20 protein-coding genes are annotated in these 20,385 nt (G+C 52.5%); 12 read left to right on the forward strand and 8 right to left on the reverse strand.

The window, feature by feature from the left end; translation table 11 throughout:
* Positions 1 to 38: 38 nt before the first annotated feature.
* Positions 39 to 1,769 carry an arginine--tRNA ligase gene (argS, locus tag N7387_RS12715; protein ID WP_279799384.1) on the reverse strand — a complete coding sequence of 577 codons (1,731 nt, stop codon included), beginning with the start codon at positions 1,767 to 1,769 and terminating at the stop codon, positions 39 to 41.
* 168 nt (positions 1,770 to 1,937) lie between these two features.
* Here argS and N7387_RS12720 point away from each other — a divergent pair, with 168 nt between their 5' ends.
* Together N7387_RS12720 and cutC are read left to right on the forward strand one after the other, a co-directional pair.
* Positions 1,938 to 2,492 carry a VOC family protein gene (locus N7387_RS12720; protein WP_279799386.1) on the forward strand — a complete coding sequence of 185 codons (555 nt, stop codon included), beginning with the start codon at positions 1,938 to 1,940 and terminating at the stop codon, positions 2,490 to 2,492.
* A 161-nt stretch (positions 2,493 to 2,653) separates the two neighbouring features.
* The gene (gene cutC / locus N7387_RS12725; protein WP_262859881.1) at positions 2,654 to 3,406 is read left to right on the forward strand and encodes a copper homeostasis protein CutC; all 753 of its coding nucleotides are present in this window, start codon (positions 2,654 to 2,656) and stop codon (positions 3,404 to 3,406) included.
* Between the two features lie 55 nt (positions 3,407 to 3,461).
* Here the strand turns inward: cutC and cmoB are convergent, their stop codons facing one another.
* The 3 genes from cmoB to N7387_RS12740 all read right to left on the reverse strand — a co-directional run bounded on the left by cmoB (position 3,462) and on the right by N7387_RS12740 (position 5,676).
* Positions 3,462 to 4,436: a tRNA 5-methoxyuridine(34)/uridine 5-oxyacetic acid(34) synthase CmoB gene (gene cmoB / locus N7387_RS12730; protein WP_279799388.1), complete on the reverse strand. Its 975-nt coding sequence runs from the start codon at positions 4,434 to 4,436 to the stop codon at positions 3,462 to 3,464.
* Positions 4,429 to 5,193: a carboxy-S-adenosyl-L-methionine synthase CmoA gene (gene cmoA / locus N7387_RS12735; protein WP_279799390.1), complete on the reverse strand. Its 765-nt coding sequence runs from the start codon at positions 5,191 to 5,193 to the stop codon at positions 4,429 to 4,431. The genes cmoB and cmoA overlap by 8 nt, the downstream gene beginning before the upstream one ends.
* A gap of 84 nt (positions 5,194 to 5,277) precedes the next feature.
* A complete protein-coding gene (locus tag N7387_RS12740) occupies positions 5,278 to 5,676 on the reverse strand; it encodes an MAPEG family protein (RefSeq protein WP_262859878.1) in 399 nt (132 codons plus the stop codon).
* 257 nt (positions 5,677 to 5,933) lie between these two features.
* On the opposite strand from N7387_RS12740, the gene aspS reads away from it, so the two are divergent.
* From aspS to N7387_RS12775, 7 genes are all read left to right on the forward strand, one after another.
* Positions 5,934 to 7,703 (forward strand): aspartate--tRNA ligase, encoded by a 1,770-nt coding sequence (aspS, locus tag N7387_RS12745; RefSeq protein WP_279799393.1) that lies wholly within the window; start codon positions 5,934 to 5,936, stop codon positions 7,701 to 7,703.
* Between the two features lie 5 nt (positions 7,704 to 7,708).
* On the forward strand, positions 7,709 to 8,161 hold the full coding sequence (gene nudB, locus N7387_RS12750; protein ID WP_025154187.1) for a dihydroneopterin triphosphate diphosphatase: 453 nt from the start codon (positions 7,709 to 7,711) through the stop codon (positions 8,159 to 8,161).
* A 51-nt stretch (positions 8,162 to 8,212) separates the two neighbouring features.
* Positions 8,213 to 8,956 (forward strand): YebC/PmpR family DNA-binding transcriptional regulator, encoded by a 744-nt coding sequence (locus N7387_RS12755; protein WP_025154188.1) that lies wholly within the window; start codon positions 8,213 to 8,215, stop codon positions 8,954 to 8,956.
* An 89-nt stretch (positions 8,957 to 9,045) separates the two neighbouring features.
* Positions 9,046 to 9,570 (forward strand): crossover junction endodeoxyribonuclease RuvC, encoded by a 525-nt coding sequence (gene ruvC, locus N7387_RS12760; protein ID WP_262859876.1) that lies wholly within the window; start codon positions 9,046 to 9,048, stop codon positions 9,568 to 9,570.
* Between the two features lie 99 nt (positions 9,571 to 9,669).
* Complete coding sequence (ruvA, locus tag N7387_RS12765; protein ID WP_279799397.1) at positions 9,670 to 10,284, forward strand: Holliday junction branch migration protein RuvA; 615 nt, start codon at positions 9,670 to 9,672, stop codon at positions 10,282 to 10,284.
* 37 nt (positions 10,285 to 10,321) lie between these two features.
* Positions 10,322 to 11,332 (forward strand): Holliday junction branch migration DNA helicase RuvB, encoded by a 1,011-nt coding sequence (gene ruvB / locus N7387_RS12770; RefSeq protein ID WP_004237292.1) that lies wholly within the window; start codon positions 10,322 to 10,324, stop codon positions 11,330 to 11,332.
* Between the two features lie 197 nt (positions 11,333 to 11,529).
* Entirely contained in the window at positions 11,530 to 12,282 is a 753-nt protein-coding gene (locus tag N7387_RS12775; protein WP_262882924.1) for a glutamine amidotransferase, read from the forward strand.
* Positions 12,283 to 12,344: 62 nt separating this feature from the next.
* Here the strand turns inward: N7387_RS12775 and znuB are convergent, their stop codons facing one another.
* A complete protein-coding gene (znuB, locus tag N7387_RS12780) occupies positions 12,345 to 13,130 on the reverse strand; it encodes a zinc ABC transporter permease subunit ZnuB (RefSeq protein ID WP_262861898.1) in 786 nt (261 codons plus the stop codon).
* Positions 13,123 to 13,932, reverse strand: a complete 810-nt coding sequence (gene znuC, locus N7387_RS12785) for a zinc ABC transporter ATP-binding protein ZnuC (RefSeq protein WP_279799407.1) — start codon at positions 13,930 to 13,932, stop codon at positions 13,123 to 13,125. Before znuC ends, znuB begins: the two co-directional genes overlap by 8 nt.
* A gap of 76 nt (positions 13,933 to 14,008) precedes the next feature.
* Between znuC and znuA the strand changes: the two genes are divergently transcribed.
* The 3 genes from znuA to lpxM all read left to right on the forward strand — a co-directional run bounded on the left by znuA (position 14,009) and on the right by lpxM (position 17,476).
* Entirely contained in the window at positions 14,009 to 14,944 is a 936-nt protein-coding gene (gene znuA, locus N7387_RS12790) for a zinc ABC transporter substrate-binding protein ZnuA (RefSeq protein ID WP_279799412.1), read from the forward strand.
* Between the two features lie 22 nt (positions 14,945 to 14,966).
* Positions 14,967 to 16,337, forward strand: a complete 1,371-nt coding sequence (gene mepM, locus N7387_RS12795; RefSeq protein ID WP_262859955.1) for a murein DD-endopeptidase MepM — start codon at positions 14,967 to 14,969, stop codon at positions 16,335 to 16,337.
* A 158-nt stretch (positions 16,338 to 16,495) separates the two neighbouring features.
* Positions 16,496 to 17,476 carry a lauroyl-Kdo(2)-lipid IV(A) myristoyltransferase gene (lpxM, locus tag N7387_RS12800; protein ID WP_262882926.1) on the forward strand — a complete coding sequence of 327 codons (981 nt, stop codon included), beginning with the start codon at positions 16,496 to 16,498 and terminating at the stop codon, positions 17,474 to 17,476.
* A 65-nt stretch (positions 17,477 to 17,541) separates the two neighbouring features.
* Here lpxM and pyk read toward each other — a convergent pair whose 3' ends face one another.
* Together pyk and N7387_RS12810 are read right to left on the reverse strand one after the other, a co-directional pair.
* A complete protein-coding gene (gene pyk, locus N7387_RS12805; protein WP_025154198.1) occupies positions 17,542 to 18,984 on the reverse strand; it encodes a pyruvate kinase in 1,443 nt (480 codons plus the stop codon).
* Positions 18,985 to 19,236: 252 nt separating this feature from the next.
* Complete coding sequence (locus N7387_RS12810; RefSeq protein WP_025154199.1) at positions 19,237 to 20,085, reverse strand: MurR/RpiR family transcriptional regulator; 849 nt, start codon at positions 20,083 to 20,085, stop codon at positions 19,237 to 19,239.
* Positions 20,086 to 20,385: the final 300 nt, after the last annotated feature.

The raw sequence follows: 20,385 nt of genomic DNA on the forward strand, positions 1-20,385 counted from the left end.
TTCCTTTTTTGCAGAAATAATCGCCGGTAACGGCGGGATTACATTTTCTCGACAGTACCGATACCCAGGGTATCCAGACCGGCTTTCAGGGTTTTCTGTGTCAGCAGTGCCAGTTTCAGGCGGCTCTGACGCAGTTCTTCGCTTTCCGCTGCCAGAATCGGGCAATGCTCGTAGAAACCGGAGAACAGACCTGCCAGGTCGTACAGGTAGCTGCACATCATATGCGGCAGACCTTCACGGGCCACAGCAGTAATGGTCTCTTCAAACTGTAACAGACGGGCGGCTAACTGGCGCTCGCGGTCGTCGGTCAGGATAATAGGTTGTGTCAGGCTGTCCGCATCAATATCCGCGCGTTTGAAGACGGATGCCACACGGGTGTAGGCATACTGCATATACGGGGCGGTGTTACCTTCAAAGGCCAGCATGTTGTCCCAGTCGAAGATATAGTCGGTGGTACGGCTTTTTGACAGATCCGCGTATTTCACCGCACCGATACCGACCACTTCCGCAAGCTGTTTCAGCTCATCTTCCGGCATGTCGCTGTTTTTCTCACGGATCAGTTTCTCCGCGCGTTCAACCGCTTCATCCAGCAGATCGGACAGGCGGATAGTGCCGCCTGCGCGGGTTTTGAACGGTTTGCCGTCTTTGCCGAGCATCATACCGAACATGTGATGTTCCAGTGTCATGCTCTCCGGGATATAACCGGCTTTACGGACAATCGTCCACGCCTGCATCAGATGCTGATGCTGACGGGAGTCAATGTAATAGAGAACGCGGTCAGCGTGCAGTACGTCATGGCGGTATTTCGCACAGGCAATATCGGTGGTGGTGTAGAGATATCCGCCATCTTTCTTGCGGATAATAACCCCCATCGGTTCGCCTTCTTTATTCTTGAATTCATCAAGATAAACGACGATTGCGCCTTCGCTTTCTTCGGCAATACCGCGGTTCATCAGGTCGCTGACAATGCCCGGCAGCATGTCGTTGTACAGACTTTCACCCATGACATCATCTTCGGTCAGGGTGACGTTCAGACGGTTATAGGTTTCCTGATTCTGCTGCATGGTGATATCCACCAGCTTGCGCCACATGGTACGGCAGTATTCATCACCGCCCTGTAATTTGACCACATAACCGCGCGCACGCTCAGCAAACACTTCATCTTCATCGTAATGCTTTTTCGCTTCGCGGTAGAAGGCTTCCAGGTCGGCCAGTGCCATATCCCCGGCATCTTCATTCTGCATTTTTTCGAGATACGCGATAAGCATGCCGAACTGTGTACCCCAGTCACCAACGTGGTTACAGCGGATCACGTGATGACCCAGATATTCCTGGGTACGTGCTGCCGCATCACCGATGATGGTGGAACGCAGGTGGCCTACGTGCATCTGTTTGGCCACGTTCGGGGCGGAGTAGTCGATGGCAATGGTCATCGGCTCAACCGGGGTCAGGCCCAGCTTGTCGTCAGCCAGCGCGGTTTCCAGCTGAGCGGTCAGCCAGGCCGGAGACAGGAAAATATTGATAAAACCGGGACCGGCGATTTCCGTTTTTTCCGCAATTCCGTCAAGATCCAGCAGTTCAATCACTTTCTCAGCGAGCTGTCGGGGCGGCATACCCATTTTTTTCGCGGCAGCCATCACACCATTGGCCTGGTAATCACCAAACTGCGCTTTGGCGGACTGCTTAACGATAGCATCACAATCAAGTGGTGCCCCTGCGCTGATAAGAGCCTGTTGGATCTTATCTGAAAGAATTGCCTGAATATTCACCGATTTACCTTAATTTAAAGAACAAAATGACACCCCGGAAACAGCGGCGGAGGAGCGGGCTCGTCCGGGCGGGATGTTGACGTGAAATTTGGCTGGTTTTATACCACAAAAACAGGGGCTCATGCTACTATCTGCGCCTTTGCGGATGAATTCTCACAGGGGATCATAATGAAAAACAGCACACAGACAGCATCCCTTACCGGTCTGATGGCAGAGCTGCCGGTGTTTGCCGGAAAAATACAGCAGTTTGCGGCGGATTTGCAGCTCGATCTCACGCAGTATCAGGCGGATCACATCTCACTGCGGGCTCACGATACGGCACTGGCGGAACAGTGGCTGGCCGGATTCCGCGAATGCGGTACCGTGTTATCGGAGAATCAGATTAACGGCCGCCCGATTTATCTGTTTTTACTGCATGAACCGCTGGCACTCCTGCACTGGCAGATCCCGGTGCTGGAACTGCCGTTCCCGAAAGGCAAACAGTATGCACACCAGGGCTGGGAACATATCGAACTGGTGCTGCCGGGCGATCCGCTGACCCTGACTGAACGGGCTGCCGCACTGCTGCCGTCACCGTTACCGGACGGGGTGGCCACAAAAGCCAGCCATCCGCGCGGCGGACAGGAGCGGTTGCCGAACCCGACACTGGCGGTCAGCCGGGAAAATATCACCATTAAGTTTCATCCGTTTACCTTGCAGGAAATTGTCGAAAGTGAGCGGTAACCAGCAATTCTGACATTTCCCTGTGCGAACAGGCCGGATATTTCGCATCTTGTGATATTTAACAATTCATTAATCTAAATTACATGTAATAGTGTATATCAGGATGACTGAATCGTTTACAAGAGATATTTACCTGCGAAATTAAGTGATGAGGCTAATCAATGGCGAAACTGGAAATTTGTTGTTACAGCGTGGAATGTGCCCTCACTGCGGAAAAAGCCGGCGCTGACCGGATTGAACTGTGTGCCGCGCCGTCAGAGGGCGGGCTGACCCCGAGCTGGGGTATGCTGAAACAAACTATCGACCGGCTGCGGATCCCGGTTCACCCGATCCTCCGTCCGCGCAGCGGCGACTTTTGCTATACAGCCTCGGAATTTGCGGTCATGAAGAATGATATCGCCAAAATCCGCGACCTGGGGTTTCCCGGGGTGGTCACCGGTATTCTGGATGAAGACGGGCATGTTGATCTGCCCAGGATGAAGATGCTGTGCAAACTGTCAGGCGATATGGCGGTCACTTTCCACAGAGCCTTTGATATGTGTGCCAGCCCGATGCTGGCATTACAGCAGCTGACTGACCTGGGGGTGAGCCGTATTCTGACATCCGGGCAGCAGCTGAGTGCGGAACTGGGGCTGCCGCTGCTGAAAGAGTTACAGGAAGCCAGCAGGGGGCCGGTGATTATGGCTGGTGCCGGTGTGCGGCTGGCGAATATTCAGAAGTTTCTGGATATCGGCCTTCAGGAAGTACACAGCTCAGCATCCAAAACCAAGCCATCCACCATGCGTTACCGCAAAGTCGGGGTCGCGATGAGCAGTGACAGTGAAGCCGATGAGTTTTCCCATACCTGTGTGGACGGGGAAACGGTTGAGGCTATGAAAGGCGTTCTGGATCTGCACAGTATGGTAGTGCACTGATATGATGGTCAGTACATCCGTATCAAAACCGATACGGATGTATCTGCATGCAGGGTTACGGCTTTTCCGCAATCAGAACCGCACGGCGCGGTGCCGGATAGCCTTCAACGGTCAGTGACGGATCATCCGGATTGAGGAAATCGGCGAGGGATTCATTGATCATCCACTCCGTACGGCGCTGCTCATCCGTGGTAGTGACAGACTCATCTGCTATACGGATATTAGTGAACCCGCATTTTTCCAGCCAGACAGCCAGCATTTTTGCTGACGGAATAAAGTAAACGTTACTCATCTGCGCGTAGCGTTCGCCCGGGATCAGGCACTGATGTTCATCACCGTCGACAACAATACTTTCCAGTACCAGTTCGCCGCCGGACACCAGCTGATCTTTCAGCTGCCAGAGGTGGTCGAGCGGGGAGCGGCGGTGATAAAGCACCCCCATGGAGAACACGGTATCAAACGCCTGAAGTGCAGGCAGCTCCTGAATACCCAGCGGCAGCAGGTGCACGCGCTGGTCATTGCCGAGCAGCTTGCGCACGGCTTCAAACTGGCAGAGGAAAAGCTGGGTCGGATCGACACCGACCACCAGTTCCGCGCCTTCACCGGCCATACGCCACATGTGATAACCGCTGCCGCAGCCGACATCCAGAATGGTGCGCCCGGCAAGCGGGGAAAGATGCGGCAGAACGCGATCCCATTTCAGATCGGAACGCCATTCGGTATCAATCTCCACGCCGTAGAGCGAGAACGGGCCTTTGCGCCACGGCATCAGGTTGCGCAGAATGTTGTTAATACGGCGGGTTTCCCCGTCAGTCAGCGGCTGCGTGCGCTGTGCGGTGACACCGGTTTTCAGATCGAGAAAGTCCGGTGTCATGTCCGGCAGGTTTTCAATGGTCTTTACCCAGCCCGGATAGTAGCCGTGCAGAGACTCTTTATGCCATTTTGCAATCTGCGCGGGCAGTGTTTCCAGCCAGTGGCTCAGGCGCTCATTTTTTGCAATTAACTGATAAAAATTGCCGAAATCAATCATGGTTATTCTCTTTCACTGCCAGTAATGACCCGAAGTTAAAACACTGGAACCAGACTTCGCAATGTTCAAACCCGGCCGTTTTCAGCCGTGATTTGTGCGTTTCCACGCTGTCGGTCAGCATGACATCTTCCAGCATGGTGCGTTTCTGGCTGATTTCCAGCTCGCTGTAGCCGTTGGCGCGTTTGAAATCGTGGTGCATACTGAACAGCAAATCGCCGATCTGCGCATCCTCAAAACTGAATTTTTCCGATAACACCAGCACACCGCCCGGCAGCAGACCCTGATAGATTTTTTTCAGCAGTGCGGCGCGGTCATCCGGGGCCAGGAATTGCAGGGTAAAATTGAGAACCACCATTGAGGCATTTTCAATTTTGATATGGCGGATATCGCCTTCGGTGACTTCAACCGGTACCGGGGATTTAAAACTTTCCACATGGCGGCGGGCGTGTTCCACCATCGGCGCGGAATTATCCACGGCGATAATCCGGCAGCCGGGTTTATCTGCGATATTCGGGCGGATAGACAGGGTGGCGGCGGCACGGGAACACCCGAGATCATAAACCTGACTGCCGGGCGTGACAAAACGACCGGCCAGCATGCCGATCATAGCAATAATATTGGAGTAGCCCGGAATTGAGCGTTTGATCATATCGGGAAACACATCCGCGACTTTCTCATCAAACGTCCAGTCACCAAGACGGGCAATCGGTGCCGCGAACAGAGTATCCTGCGGCAGATTCGGAATTTCTTTGGACATAACACAGGTCTGCAATACAAAAAGATGCGCGCATTCTAACAGAGGTGACCCGGCGCAGAAAGTGTTATGTCCCGGCGTGAGCGGTTACATGTACGGTGAAAAAATCTGCTGCCACGGCAGATACCAGATATTCGCCAGTACCATCAGGATCATAGCAGTGAAGGTGGCCGCCATCCCGGTACGCCGCCAGCGGTTCTCGCGGTGTTTTAATCCGTAAGAGTGAAACAGCCGGCCGGCAATCAGAATGATCCCGCAGACATGCAGCATCCACACCTGGGCACCGTTCTGCTCCATCACCAGTAACAGCAGGAGTGCAACGGGAATATACTCAACCGCATTGCCCTGCACACGAATCGCCGTCTGTAACTCGTAAAAACCGCCGTCACCATAAGCGACGCGGTAAAGTGTCCGCAGTTTAATCACATCGAGTGATAGTTTAATGATTAACAGCGCACCCAGTACAATATAAAGGGAACTAACCATTTTTTACTCCATGGCCAATTGAAACAGCAAAACAATGATAAACCTCAAAGCAGCAGGTAACACAATCTTTAATATTAATGCATACTGAATTATTTGAAAATTATCAATTAGTGGCTAAATTCTCTGCGGCAGATGTGTGGTTTGCTCTTATCTCATCAGGAATTTTCCACTATAATGATCGCCTTTTTGACATTTCTTCATAAAGAACCATGCCAAAATTTTGCAGAAACGCACAATAGCGGACAAAAGGATATCGTATGCGTACTAATTATTGTGGGCAGCTCAACAGTGCTCACATCGATCAAAAAGTAACCCTTAGTGGTTGGGTAAACCGTCGTCGTGATCTCGGGGGTTTGATTTTTATCGATATGCGTGACCGTGAAGGCATCGTTCAGGTTTTCTTCGATCCCGACCAAAAAGAAGCATTTGCCAAAGCCTCTGAATTACGGAATGAATTCTGTATTCAGATTACCGGAACTGTCCGCGCGCGACCAGAAAATCAAATTAATAAAGAGATGGCGACCGGCAGTGTGGAAGTGCATGCAGATGGCCTGACCATTTTTAACCGCTCCGAGCCGTTACCGCTCGACAGCAACCACGAAAACACCGAAGAGATGCGTCTGAAATACCGCTATCTCGACCTGCGCCGCAGCGAAATGGCGAACCGCCTGAAAACCCGTGCGCGCATCACCGGGTTTGTCCGCCGCTTTATGGATACCGAAGGGTTCCTCGATATCGAAACCCCGATGCTGACCAAAGCCACACCGGAAGGTGCCCGTGACTACCTGGTGCCGAGCCGTGTCCACAAAGGCAAATTCTACGCACTGCCGCAGTCTCCGCAGCTGTTCAAACAGCTTCTGATGATGTCCGGTTTTGACCGTTACTATCAGATTGTCAAATGTTTCCGTGATGAAGATTTACGTGCTGACCGTCAGCCGGAATTCACCCAGATCGATGTGGAAACTTCCTTCATGACCGCGGACCACGTCCGTGCGACCATGGAACGCATGATCCGCTCACTGTGGAATGAAATCATCAATGTTGAACTGGGCGATTTCCCGGTGATGACATTTGCGGAAGCGATGCGCCGCTTCGGTTCTGATAAGCCGGATTTACGTAACCCGCTGGAACTGACTGATATCGCCGATCTGGTGAAAAATTCTGAATTCTCTGTGTTTGCTGATGCGGCAAATGATCCGAAAGGCCGTGTTGTGGCACTGTGTGTCACCGGCGGCGCGGAAATGACCCGCAAACAGATTGATGAATATGGCAAATTTGTCGGCATCTATGGCGCGAAAGGCCTGGCGTGGATGAAAGTGAACGATCGCTCTGTGGGTATTGAGGGTGTTCAGTCTCCGGTCGCCAAATTCCTGACCGCAGAAACCGTTGAAGCGATTCTGGAACGTACCGATGCGCAGACCGGCGACATCATTTTCTTCGGCGCGGGCGCGAAAGGCACCGTAACCGATGCAATGGGCGCGCTGCGTCTGAAAACCGGTCGTGACCTGAATCTGACCGACCTGAACAGCTGGCGTCCGCTGTGGGTGATCGACTTCCCGATGTTTGAGGATGACGGCGAAGGCGGCCTGACCGCGATGCACCATCCGTTCACCTCACCGCGTGACATGTCACCGGAAGAGTTGAAAAACGCGCCGGAAGAGGCGATCGCCAATGCCTACGATATGGTTATCAACGGCTACGAAGTGGGTGGCGGCTCTGTCCGTATCCACCGTAACGAAATGCAGCAGACCGTATTCGGTATCCTCGGGATCACCCCGGAAGAACAGCGCCGCAAATTCGGCTTCCTGCTCGATGCGTTACAATACGGCACACCACCGCATGCCGGTCTGGCCTTTGGTCTCGACCGTCTGGTGATGCTGCTGACCGGTACTGAAAACATCCGTGACGTTATCGCGTTCCCGAAAACCACGGCGGCCGCCTGTCTGATGACAGACGCACCGAGCTTCGCGAATGATGATGCCCTGAAAGAGTTGGCGATCACAGTAACTCAAAAAGAGAGTGACTGAATCTGATGGCTTTTAAACGCCCTGAATCTGTGCTGGTGGTTATCTGTGAGCAGGAAACGGGGCGTGTTCTGATGTTACAGCGCCGTGACGATCCTGCTTTCTGGCAGTCCGTCACCGGCAGTCTGGAACCGGGAGAGACTCCCCGTGATGCCGCATTGCGGGAAGTAAAAGAAGAAACCGGTATTGATATTCTTGCGGAAGGATTGCGGCTGACGGATTGTCAGCGCACCGTCCGCTATACCATTTTTCCGCATTTCCGTCACCGGTATGCACCGGACGTGACGCACAATACGGAACACTGGTTTGTGTTATGCTTACCCGCGCCGAAGGCGGTTCCCTTAACGGAGCATCTGGCGTATGAATGGTTACCGGCAGCGGATGCAGCCGTAAAAACTATCTCACCCAGTAACGGGGAAGCAATTGAAGAATTCGTTCGTCAGTGTGTTCTTCCGCAGTGACAGCGGATTTAAATGAATGAACGTCGTAAGACTTAATCTGGAGATTAGAGAATGGCAGGTCATAGTAAATGGGCCAACACCAAACACCGCAAGGCCGCGCAAGATGCGAAGCGCGGTAAAATTTTCACGAAAATCATTCGTGAATTAGTCACGGCGTCGCGCATTGGTGGTCCTGATCCTGCATCTAACCCACGTCTGCGTGCGGCAGTGGATAAAGCGTTATCAAACAACATGACCCGCGATACCCTGAACCGTGCGATTGCACGCGGGGCGGGTAATGATGAAAACGATAACATGGAATCCATCGTATACGAAGGTTACGGCCCGGGCGGCACTGCTGTGATGGTGGAGTGCCTGACGGATAACCGTAAACGTACGGTTTCGGATGTACGCCACGCGTTCACTAAAACCGGCGGCAACCTGGGAACTGATGGCTCCGTAGCCTATCTGTTTACCCGCAAAGGTATCATTTCCTATGCACCGGGTCTGGATGAAGATGCGGTGATGGATGCAGCGCTGGAAGCCGGTGCTGATGACGTTGAAACCTTTGACGACGGCGCTATCGACGTTTACACCGCCTGGGAAATTCTGGGTGATGTCAAAGACGCGATGGATGCAGCCGGTTTCAACGCTGAATCTGCCGAAGTATCGATGATCCCGTCCACCAAAGCGGATCTGGATGCGGAAACCGCACCAAAACTGATGCGCCTTATCGATATGCTGGAAGACTCTGACGATGTGCAGGAAGTCTACCACAACGGCGATATCTCAGACGAAGTTGCAGCACTGCTGTAATTTCCGTCACTCACTCCGCAGAGGATGCGCTGTTGTGCGCATCCCTCTGTTTTCGTGCTTTTTTCCTGTTGTGACAATACGGTCCTCCTATGGCAATTATTCTCGGTATTGATCCCGGCTCGCGGGTGACCGGATATGGTGTTATCCGCCAGCAGGGACGGCGTCTGCTGTATATCGGCAGCGGCTGTATCCGCACACAGGTGGATGATCTTCCGTCCCGTCTGGGTAAAATTTACGCCGGTGTCAGTGAAATCATCACCCAGTATCAGCCGGATGGTTTTGCTATCGAACAGGTCTTTATGGCCAAAAATGCTGATTCTGCCCTGAAGCTGGGACAGGCCCGTGGTGTGGCGATTCTGGCGGCGGTGAATAATAATCTGCCGGTATTTGAATATGCGGCGCGTCAGGTGAAACAAACCGTCACCGGCACCGGGGCGGCGGAAAAAGCCCAGGTTCAGCATATGGTGCGCTCGATCCTGAAACTGTCAGCTGCACCGCAGGCGGATGCGGCAGATGCACTGGCGATTGCGATCACCCACTGTCATTTTAACCAGAATCTGGTGCAGATGGGGCAGCCGCGTCTGGTGATGGCACGCGGACGACTGAAAGAGTAACCGGTGTCGCAGATACCCGTGATTTTCTGATGGCTGGATATACGTCCAGCTTTTTTTATGCTATAAACAGGCTCTGCCGCAATCATAAAGGAGACACGCGTGATCGGTCGCTTAAGAGGTATTGTGCTGGAAAAACAGCCGCCTGTCGTATTACTGGAAACCAACGGTGTGGGCTATGAAGTCCATATGCCGATGACCTGTTTCTATGAACTGCCGGATGCCGGTCAGGAAGCTATTCTGTTCACGCAGTTTATTGTGCGGGAAGATGCACAGTTACTGTACGGTTTTAATGATAAACAGGAACGCGCGCTGTTCCGTGAATTAATCAAAGTGAACGGCGTCGGGCCGAAACTGGCACTGGCGATCCTCTCCGGTATGTCTGCACAGCAGTTTGTGGCGGCGGTTGAGCAGGGTGCTGTAGCACAGTTAATTAAACTGCCGGGTGTCGGCAAGAAAACCGCCGAACGTCTGGTGGTGGAAATGAAAGATCGTTTCAAAGGGCTTAACGGTGACCTGTTCCGTGATACGGAAATGTCGCTTCCGGCCAGTCAGCAGGCAGGCAACAGCCAGGCAGAGGCGGAATCTGAAGCCATTGAGGCACTGATTTCCCTCGGCTATAAACCGCAGGAAGCCAGCCGGATGATAGCGAAGGTATCCAAAGCCGGTTCAGACAGCGAAACACTGATCCGCGAAGCACTGCGCGCCGCGCTGTAATAATAAAAACGATGATGACACAACGGGGTGACAGGTCATGATTGAAGCTGACAGACTGATTACGGCGGAAACGCTGCCGGATGATGAGGTGGTGGATCGCGCTATCCGGCCGAAATTACTGGCGGAATATGTGGGTCAGCCGCAGGTCTGTTCACAGATGGAAATCTTTATCGAGGCTGCCCGTCAGCGCGGGGATGCCCTCGATCATCTGCTGATTTTCGGCCCGCCTGGGCTCGGGAAAACCACGCTGGCAAATATTGTCGCCAATGAAATGGGGGTTAATCTGCGCACTACCTCCGGTCCGGTGCTGGAAAAAGCCGGTGATCTGGCGGCGATGCTGACCAACCTCGAACCCCACGATGTGTTATTTATCGATGAAATTCACCGCCTGTCCCCGGTGGTGGAAGAAATTCTCTATCCGGCAATGGAAGATTACCAGCTGGATATCATGATCGGGGAAGGGCCGGCTGCCCGCTCCATTAAAATCGACCTGCCGCCGTTTACCCTGATCGGTGCCACCACCCGTGCAGGTTCCCTGACATCACCACTGCGTGACCGTTTCGGGATCGTGCAGCGGCTGGAATTTTATAATACGGACGATTTACAGCATATTGTCAGCCGCAGTGCCCGTTATATGGGGCTGGATATTTCGGATGACGGTGCCCGCCAGATTGCCATGCGTTCACGCGGCACACCACGTATCACCAACCGCCTTCTGCGCCGCGTGCGGGATTTTGCCCAGGTGAAAGGTGACGGCGGTATTGACGGGCTGATTGCCGGTCAGGCTCTGGATATGCTGAATGTGGATTCCGCCGGGTTTGATTATCTGGATCGCAAGTTGCTGGTCACCATTATTGATAAATTTATGGGCGGCCCGGTCGGGCTGGATAACCTGGCGGCGGCTATCGGCGAAGAGCGGGAAACCATTGAGGATGTCATCGAGCCTTTCTTAATCCAGCAGGGCTTTATTCAGCGGACTCCGCGCGGACGCCTTGCCACCGCACATGCCTATCGCCACTTTGGTATTGATCACAGCGGAAACGATTAAAAACCCGGACCTCAGACCTGAGGGTAAACCTAATATGTTTACCCTTTTGTTCATGTGATAATTAAATGGCTTTTTGGGAAATAATCCGGGAGGATTTCCCTGTAATTGGTTGTTTTTCGACATTTAAAAATTGGTATGCATTGTCTGAACCCTGTAATGTAAAAAGAGGATTTCGTTAAAGGGAAAAGGAACTGATTATGCGTGTTCATTTTATCATTCATGACTATTTTGAAGCACCCGGCGCTTACGAGTATTGGGCAAGGAAGAACAATTACGATGTCACGTTCACCCGTCTGTATGAAGGTGACAAGTTACCTGACAGCATCAGTGAAATTGATTTTCTGATTGTCATGGGCGGGCCGCAAAACCCGGAAACCACCACTGCACAGTGCGCTTATTTTGATTCCAAAAAAGAGCAGGCGTTTATCGCCAACGCCATCAATTCAAATAAAGTTGTCATCGGGGTCTGCCTCGGCGCACAGCTTATCGGTGAGGCATTAGGCGCGCCGTATACACAATCGCCGGAGAAAGAGTTCGGTAAATTTACCATCCACATGACCAACGCCGGGAAACGCAGCCAGCTGTTTTCTCATTTCGGCGACTCGCTGGGTGTGGGCCACTGGCATTACGATATGCCGGGATTAACTGAAGGTGCGCAGATTATCGCTTTCAGTGCCGGTTGTCCGCGTCAGATTATTGAATACACCAAACGCGTTTACGGCTTCCAGTGCCATATGGAGCTGACCCGTGATGTGGTGGAGTATCTGATCCTCAACGGCGAAAATGATCTGAAATCGGCCTCCGGATTCCGTTTTGTTGATACACCAAGTGCGATCCGCAGACACAGTTACAGTGAAATGAATGAAAAACTGATCACATTTCTCGACAAACTGGTGCTGAGTGTGAATCCGGTGAAACCGAAAGTGCGGACAAAATCAGAAACAGCGTAATAATGCAGTTTAGCAGAAAGTAAAAAGCCCTGAAAAAACAGGGCTTTTTGCTGTGCAGATAATTAATTATGTGGTTTCACCAGCAGGCTGAGAATAAAGCAGCAGGCGGCACACAGCACGACGGACGGTCCCGCAGGGGTGTCATAAAAAGCAGAGAAGGCTAATCCGCCGGTGATGGAAATCATTCCGGTGACAACCGCACCGACTGCCATCTGCTCCGGTGTCCGTGCAAAACGGCGGGCAGCGGCGGCAGGAATAATCAGCAGTGATGTGATAATCAGCGCGCCGACAAATTTCATGGCAAGGCCGATGGTCAGTGCGGTGACCAGCATCAGCATCATCCGCAGTCTGCCCGGGTTGATACCATCAACAAACGCCAGCTCCGGGCTGATGGTCAGAGAAAGCAGATTGCGCCACTGCCACATCAGCAAACCGGTCACGATAGTCACACCCACGGCAATCGGCAGCAAATCGTCATAGGTCACTGACAGCAGATCACCGAACAGGTAAGCCATCAGATCCACCCGCACATTCGACATCAGGCTGACCACCACCAGACCGAGAGACAACGCACTGTGCGCCATAATGCCCAGCAGGGTATCCACCGCCAGTTGCGGACGACGCTCCAGCCAGACCAGCAGCATAGCCAGAATCAGCGTCACGGCAATCACAGCATAAAACGGACTGACATTCAGCAGCAGACCAAAGGCGACCCCGAGCAGTGACGCATGCGCCAGCGTATCACCGAAATAGGACATCCGCCGCCAGACCACAAAGGAGCCGAGCGGGCCGGCGGCGATCGCCAGTAGTATCCCGGCGAGCCAGCCCGGTAACAGTAATTCAATCATGGCGGCACTCCGGAGCGGATTTTACAGAGGTATCTGCCGGGGAGTGATTCCCGCAGCAGGGCGCAGAAGGGGATAACACTGCGCTGCCGTTTTCATGGCTGTGATTATGATGATGGCGGTACACGCCGATCTGTGTCGCGGCGCGGGTACCGAACATGGCGGTAAACTCAGGATGGGCGGCGACCACATCCGGCTCACCGGAACAGCAGATATGGCGGTTGATACACAACACGGTATCGGTTTTTGCCATCACCAGATGCAGATCGTGAGAAACCATCAGGACCGCGCAGTTCAGTTCATCGCGCAGCCGGGTAATCAGGTCATACAGCGCGACCTGGCCGTTGACATCCACACCCTGAGTCGGCTCATCCAGCACCAGCAACTGCGGCCGGGCGAGCAGGGCGCGAGCCAGCAGCACTCGCTGCATCTCCCCGCCGGACAGCCGTTGCATTGGTTTTCCGGTCAGGTGGGCGGCATTGACGCGATCAAGTGCCGCGAGGCATTCGCCTTTGCTGACACCGCGCTTCAGACGCAGAAAACGGGCAACCGTCAGCGGCATTGTCGGGTCAAGAAAGAGTTTCTGCGGGACATAGCCGACAGTCAGTCCCGGCGTACGGGTGACGGTGCCGGACGTTGGTTCGGTAAGGCCGAGAACCACACGGACAATGGTGGATTTTCCTGCACCGTTCGGCCCGAGAAGGGTGATAATTTTTCCGGGGGATAATGTAAATGAAATGTCCTCCAGTACCGTATTGGCACCAAAAGCGACTGAGACATCATTTACCGCGATAAGTGTTGACATGGCAAATTATTATCTTGCAGAATGAATGAAACGTTATAATATAACATTTCAACATTCATGTCACGGAGTTTCCATTATGCAGCACCAGTCACGGCACGGAATAAAAACAGCGTTTATTGCCACATTTTTGGGTCTGACCGCACAAACCGCCAGCGCAGATGTGTTAACATCAGTACGTCCTGTCGGGTTAATCGCTGCTGCGGTTGCAGATGGCGTCACGGACACACAGATTTTACTGCCGGATGGTGCTTCACCGCATGATTATGCACTCAAACCGTCTGATCTGAAAAAAATCCGTTCAGCGGATTTGGTTGTCTGGGTCGGGCCGGAGCTGGAAACCTTCCTGCAAAAGCCGCTTTCGGCTGTTCCGGAGCAAAAACAGATCGTTATCAGCGAACTTGAGTCTGTCAGACCTTTTCTGCTGAAAAACGATGAAGATGATGATCATGATGATGATGATGATCATGATGAGGACGATCATCATCATCATCACGGTGAGTACAATATGCACTTGTGGATGTCGCCGGATATTGCCCGGCAGACCGCTCAGGCAGTGTATAATAAACTTTTGGTGAGTTATCCGGATAAAAAATCTGTGCTGGACGTAAACCTGCGTAAATTCAATGGACAACTTACTGAAACTGAGAAGAATATTGCTCAGCAGCTGGCACCGGTGAAAACACACGGTTATTTTGTTTTTCATGACGCCTATGGTTATTTTGAAAAACGCTTTGATCTTTCGCCTTCCGGGCATTTTACGGTCAACCCTGAAATTCAGCCGGGTGCGCAGACACTCAATAACATCAAATTAAAGCTGGCTGAGCAAAACGCCTTGTGTGTGTTTGCTGAGCCGCAGTTCAGGCCGGCAGTCATTAAAGCGGTGGCCAAAGGGACGAACGCGAAGATGGGCGTCCTTGACCCGCTGGGCAGCGGAATTGCAGTGGATCGGGACGGTTATACCAACTTCCTGTCACGGTTATCAGCACAGTACGCATCCTGCCTGGAGCAATAAATAAGGAACAGAACGCGTGCAATTGCAGCAACTGGCAAAATCCGCCGTTCTGGTATACAACCAGTTACCCAAAGCGCATCGTATGATGCTGGGAATGTTAACTGCCGCAACACTGGGTGTCGCTGTCTGGCACCCGTTTGCTGTATATCATGAGCGGAATGCTGATAACGAACAATATACTGAAACTGATTTTGCACCGCCTGCGGACACTTTTGCCATACAGGCGGGAACCGGCACGGACACGGATACCGACGATATTATCACTGACAGCAGCGATCAGCTGCCGGATGAAGGTCTCGCCAAAGAATCTGATGATCTCGATGATGCCTCCCCGACTGATACCGTTATCCCGACCTCACGTGAATACACTGTTGCCAGCGGTGACAGCCTGTCTGCTATCCTGACACAGTACGGGATAGATTCTTCTGATGTGGCCTTATTATCTAACCAGTTCAAAGAATTGCGTAATCTGCAAATCGGCCAGACCCTTTCCTGGGAACTGAATGACGACGGCGAACTGAAATCTCTGAGCTGGGCGGTTAACCGCCGTGAAACCCGCACCTATGCCCGCAGCGGCAACGGATTCAAAGAAACCAAAGAGATGCGCGAAGGGGAATGGCAGACAAAACGCCTGACCGGTAAAGTCAGCGGCAGCCTGAATGCCAGTGCATCAAAAGCGGGACTGACCCGCAGCGAAGTGCGTGATATTTCCAAAGCGTTACAGTGGCAGGTGGATGTCCGTAAGGTGAAAAACGGCGATCGCTTCACTGTACTGACCTCCCGTGAAATGCTGGACGGTAAACAGGAACAGAGCCAGATGCTGGCGGTGCGTCTGCATACTAACGGGCGTGACTATTATGCATTCCGTGCCGAAGACGGCCGTTTTTATGATGCCAAAGGTGACGGGCTGGAGCGCGGTTTCCTGCGTTTCCCGACTACCAGACAATTCCGTGTTTCCTCACACTTTAACCCGCGCCGTGTAAACCCGGTCACCGGGCGTGTTGCCCCGCATAAAGGGGTCGATTTCGCTATGCCGGTCGGCACACCGGTGCTGGCAGTCGGTGACGGGGAAGTGGTTGTGGCTAAATTCAGTGGCGCGGCGGGGAATTTCGTGGCTATCCGTCACGGTCGTCAGTTCACCACCCGTTATATGCACATGCGCAAATTGCTGGTCAAACCGGGCCAGAAAGTCAAACGCGGTGATAAAGTCGGGTTATCCGGTAATACCGGGCGCTCTACCGGGCCGCATCTGCACTTTGAAGTCTGGAACGGGCAACAGGCGGTGAACCCGCTGACAGCAAAACTGCCGAGTTCCGGCGGGCTGACCGGCAAAGATCGTACCGGTTACCTGGCGCTGGTCAAACAATATCGTCCTCAGCTGACACTTGATTAATCCTCTCATTTCGCCGGACGGGTATGAAAAAGCCCGTCCGGCGCATTTTCAGAATGCAGAATTTTAATGTACTTCTGAGTTCAGATAATCAATAATAATAGATCACGGTATTTATAATATCATGATAAATAAGCTTAATTTAATACGGGTATCCCTCTGTGTATAAAGAAAACGATACAGACAGCAAAGCGGGCTATATCCCGACATTTCACCGCCACTACCTGCACCCGAAGTACTGGGGTATGTGGGTCGCGGCAGGCGCACTGGCGGGTCTGAGCTACCTGCCGGTCAAATTACGTGATCCGATGCTGGCCGGTATAGGCCGGATTGCCGGACGTTTTGCCAAAGGCGGACGCCGCCGGGCACTGATCAATCTGTATTACTGTTTCCCGGATATGCCGAAAGCGGAGCGGGAAAGGATCACGGATGAGATGTTTGCCAGCGCACCGCATGCCTTTGTGATGCTGGCGGAATTGTGTCTGCGCAACCCGCAGCGGGTGATTTCCCGCACGCAGGTTCACGGGCAGGACATTATTGACGCATTACAGGCAGAAGGGCGCAATATCATCTTTATGGTGCCGCACGGCTGGGCGATTGATTTACCGGCGATGCTGTTTGCCGCGCAGGGCAACAAAGTGGCGGGGATGTTCCACCATCAGAAAAATCCGGTGGCGGATTACCTGTGGAATAAAGCCCGCGTCCACTTTGGTGGCCGCCTGCACTCCCGCGAGGCCGGTATCAAACCGTTTATTGCCAGTGTGCGTAATGGTTACAGCGGCTACTATCTGCCGGATCAGGATCACGGTGAAGAGCACAGTGAATTTGTGCCGTTCTTCGGCACCTATAAGGCCACACTGCCTGCTATCGGGCGGCTGATGAAAGTTTGCAAAGCGGCGATTGTCCCGCTGTTTCCGGTGTACGATCACAAAAATCACCAGTTCCATATCCACGTCCGCCCGCCGATGGATGATATTGACGGCAAAGATGACCCGTATATCGCCCGCCGTATGAACGAAGAAGTAGAAGCGCTGGTGCGCCCGAATATCGAACAATACACCTGGATTCTGAAACTGCTGAAAACCCGCAAAGACGGCGAAGAAGAACCGTATAATATTTATAAGCACAAAGAATTGCCCTGAGACGGGGCATTAAAACAAAAACCGCCCATCATCAGACAGGCGGTTTCAGTTTTATCTGAAGCAAATTATTTCACTTCAAGAATACGACTGGTATTGGTGCTGCCGACCAGACCCATCTGGTCGCCCTGGGTGACCATCACCAGGTCACCAGTGCAGAGATAGCCTTTTTCTTTCAGGCGGCTGATAGCTTCAGTGACTGCAGCCAGGCCATCGGTGTGGGTGCTGCAGAATACCGGGGTGACACCACGGTACAGTGAGCACTGGTTCAGGGTTTTTTCATGGCGGGACATGGCGAAAATCGGCAGGCCGGAGCTGATGCGGGACATCATACGCGCGGTACGGCCGGATTCAGTCATAGCAATAATCGCTTTCACGCCGTTGAGGTGGTTGGCGGCGTACATGGTGGACATCGCAATTGCTTCTTCCGGGTTGTCGAAGGTCATGTCCAGACGGTGTTTGGAGATATTCACATTCGGCATTTTCTCCGCACCCAGGCAAACCCGCGCCATCGCTTCCACGGTTTCAGCAGGGTACTGACCGGCTGCGGTTTCCGCAGAGAGCATCACGGCATCGGTGCCATCAAGCACGGCGTTTGCCACGTCCATCACTTCAGCACGGGTTGGCATCGGGTTAGTGATCATGGATTCCATCATCTGGGTCGCTGTGATCACGACACGATTCAGTTGACGGCTGCGACGAATCAGCTTTTTCTGGACGCCGACCAGCTCCGGATCGCCGATTTCCACACCGAGATCACCACGTGCAACCATCACCACATCGGATGCGAGAATGATTTCATCCATCACCTGATCAGTGGCGACTGCTTCGGCACGTTCGACTTTGGAGACAATCATTGCCTCACAACCGGCGTCACGGGCGAGGCGGCGGGCATAGTGAAGATCTTCCGCGCTGCGCGGGAAGGAGACCGCAAGGTAATCAACATTAATACGGGCTGCGGTTTTGATATCTTCTTTATCTTTTTCTGTCAGTGCATCGGCAGATAACCCGCCACCGAGTTTGTTGATACCCTTATTATTAGACAGCAAACCACCGACAGTCACTTCGGTCATGATTTTAGTGCCTTTGACATCCAGCACTTTCAGCTGCACACGGCCATCATCGAGTAACAGAATGTCATCCGTCACCACATCTTCCGGCAGCTTTTTATAGTCGATCCCGACGTGCTCATTGGTGCCTTCGCCTTTGCCCAGCTCTGCATCCAGAATAAATTTATCGCCGACATTCAGCAGAACTTTATTGTCTTTAAAGGTGGAGACACGGATTTTCGGCCCTTGGAGATCACCCAGAATAGCCACCTGCACGCCGAGGCGGGCAGCGATTTCACGGACTTTATTCGCACGTTCAACGTGATCGTCCGGGCTGCCGTGAGAAAAGTTCATACGAACCACATTAGCACCGGCACGGATGATTTTTTCAAGGTTGTTATCGCGATCGGTGGCGGGGCCCAGGGTCGTTACGATTTTCGTTCTTCTGAGGCGTATTGACATAAATTACTCCGTTGACCTGAATAAGGTGAAATGGTGTTGATAAAAAACTCCCCGCCGGAAAATCGCTTCCGCCGGGACAGTGTAAAATCGATTCACTCCTGTCTGATTATCGCGTATTTAAAATAAAAATCGAGTCAGCAAACGCAAAACAGTGAGTCAGACGTTATCCTACCATCCGTTATATGACTAATTCGTGATGATCATTACACCCGGCAGCAGGAAATGTGTCAAATTGACACAAATGGTTAAAAATCAACGGAGTTTATCGATTCGGGAATCTTTGAGCGCTTCTTTGACCCGGCGCAGATTATCGCGGAATTTGGGGCCGCGGCGCAGGGTAAAACCGGTGGCGAGGACATCAATAATGGTCAGCTGGGCGAGGCGGGAGATCATCGGCATATAAATATCGGTGTCTTCCGGCACATTAAGAATGAGGGTGAGAGTGGCTTCCGCCGCAAGCGGGGAGTTTTCGGAGGTGATGGCGAGCACGGTGGCGTCATTTTCACGGGCGATACGGGCGATTTCAACCAGGTTCTTTGTCCGTCCGGTGTGGGAAATTAAAACCACCACATCACCTTCGCTGCTGTTAATACAACTCATGCGCTGCATTACGACATCGTCGGAATAAATCACCGGGATATTGAACCGGAAGAATTTATTCATTGCATCATGGGCGACCGCTGCAGAAGCCCCCAGACCGAAAAAGGCGATCTTCCGGGCTTGTGTCAGGCAATCCACGGCGCGGTTGATGGTCAGCATATCGAGGGTACTTCTGACCGCGTCCAGGCCGGCCATGGCAGATTCAAAGATTTTGCCGGTGTAGGCCTCGACGGAATCATTTTCATCCACATTGCGGCTCACATATGGGGTGCCGTTTGCCAGGCTTTGTGCCAGCAGCAGTTTGAAATCAGGAAAACCTTTGGTGTCCAGACGGCGGCAGAACCGGTTAACGGTCGGCTCGCTGACATCCGCCATTTTGGCGAGTGTGGCGATACTGGAATGAATGGCTATCTGCGGGGCGCCGAGGATCGTCTCTGCAACTTTTTTTTCCGATTTACTCAGGTAATCCAGACTGTTACGGAGACGGTCTAAAATATTCATGCCACTGTGCCTTCTATATTGATCTGTGTGACACACCGGCCACCCGTATTTTTTGAAAATATACTACGTAAGCCCGGGCAAAGGAGAGGGGAAATCCCGCCCGATCCGGCTTTTTTTTGAAAGTTTGAACTGTGTCTGATTTTCATTTTAGTAAGTTTGCATCAAAAAAGTAATTAAATTACAAAACAGCACACAAAAAGACCGGCGACAGAGACCTGTCAGAATGTGCGGTAACCCGCATTTATGTTTACTGGCCGGGCGCAAACGAGTACATTATTCGTTATCTCTGTAACAAAATTA

The organism is Morganella sp. GD04133, assembly GCF_029835375.1.
Classification (GTDB): domain Bacteria; phylum Pseudomonadota; class Gammaproteobacteria; order Enterobacterales; family Enterobacteriaceae; genus Morganella; species Morganella morganii_B.

Bases quoted from the DNA above. Each gene is read 5' to 3' on its own strand.
- ruvB (WP_004237292.1), top strand. From the start codon at position 10,322: ATGATTGAAGCTGACAGACTGATTACGGCGGAAACGCTGCCGGATGAT.
- N7387_RS12720 (WP_279799386.1), top strand. From the start codon at position 1,938: ATGAAAAACAGCACACAGACAGCATCCCTTACCGGTCTGATGGCAGAG.
- N7387_RS12810 (WP_025154199.1), bottom strand. From the start codon at position 20,085: ATGAATATTTTAGACCGTCTCCGTAACAGTCTGGATTACCTGAGTAAA.
- N7387_RS12755 (WP_025154188.1), top strand. From the start codon at position 8,213: ATGGCAGGTCATAGTAAATGGGCCAACACCAAACACCGCAAGGCCGCG.
- cmoB (WP_279799388.1), bottom strand. From the start codon at position 4,436: ATGATTGATTTCGGCAATTTTTATCAGTTAATTGCAAAAAATGAGCGC.
- aspS (WP_279799393.1), top strand. From the start codon at position 5,934: ATGCGTACTAATTATTGTGGGCAGCTCAACAGTGCTCACATCGATCAA.
- N7387_RS12775 (WP_262882924.1), top strand. From the start codon at position 11,530: ATGCGTGTTCATTTTATCATTCATGACTATTTTGAAGCACCCGGCGCT.
- znuA (WP_279799412.1), top strand. From the start codon at position 14,009: ATGCAGCACCAGTCACGGCACGGAATAAAAACAGCGTTTATTGCCACA.
- znuC (WP_279799407.1), bottom strand. From the start codon at position 13,932: ATGTCAACACTTATCGCGGTAAATGATGTCTCAGTCGCTTTTGGTGCC.
- cutC (WP_262859881.1), top strand. From the start codon at position 2,654: ATGGCGAAACTGGAAATTTGTTGTTACAGCGTGGAATGTGCCCTCACT.
- znuB (WP_262861898.1), bottom strand. From the start codon at position 13,130: ATGATTGAATTACTGTTACCGGGCTGGCTCGCCGGGATACTACTGGCG.
- N7387_RS12740 (WP_262859878.1), bottom strand. From the start codon at position 5,676: ATGGTTAGTTCCCTTTATATTGTACTGGGTGCGCTGTTAATCATTAAA.
- ruvC (WP_262859876.1), top strand. From the start codon at position 9,046: ATGGCAATTATTCTCGGTATTGATCCCGGCTCGCGGGTGACCGGATAT.
- cmoA (WP_279799390.1), bottom strand. From the start codon at position 5,193: ATGTCCAAAGAAATTCCGAATCTGCCGCAGGATACTCTGTTCGCGGCA.
- pyk (WP_025154198.1), bottom strand. From the start codon at position 18,984: ATGTCAATACGCCTCAGAAGAACGAAAATCGTAACGACCCTGGGCCCC.
- nudB (WP_025154187.1), top strand. From the start codon at position 7,709: ATGGCTTTTAAACGCCCTGAATCTGTGCTGGTGGTTATCTGTGAGCAG.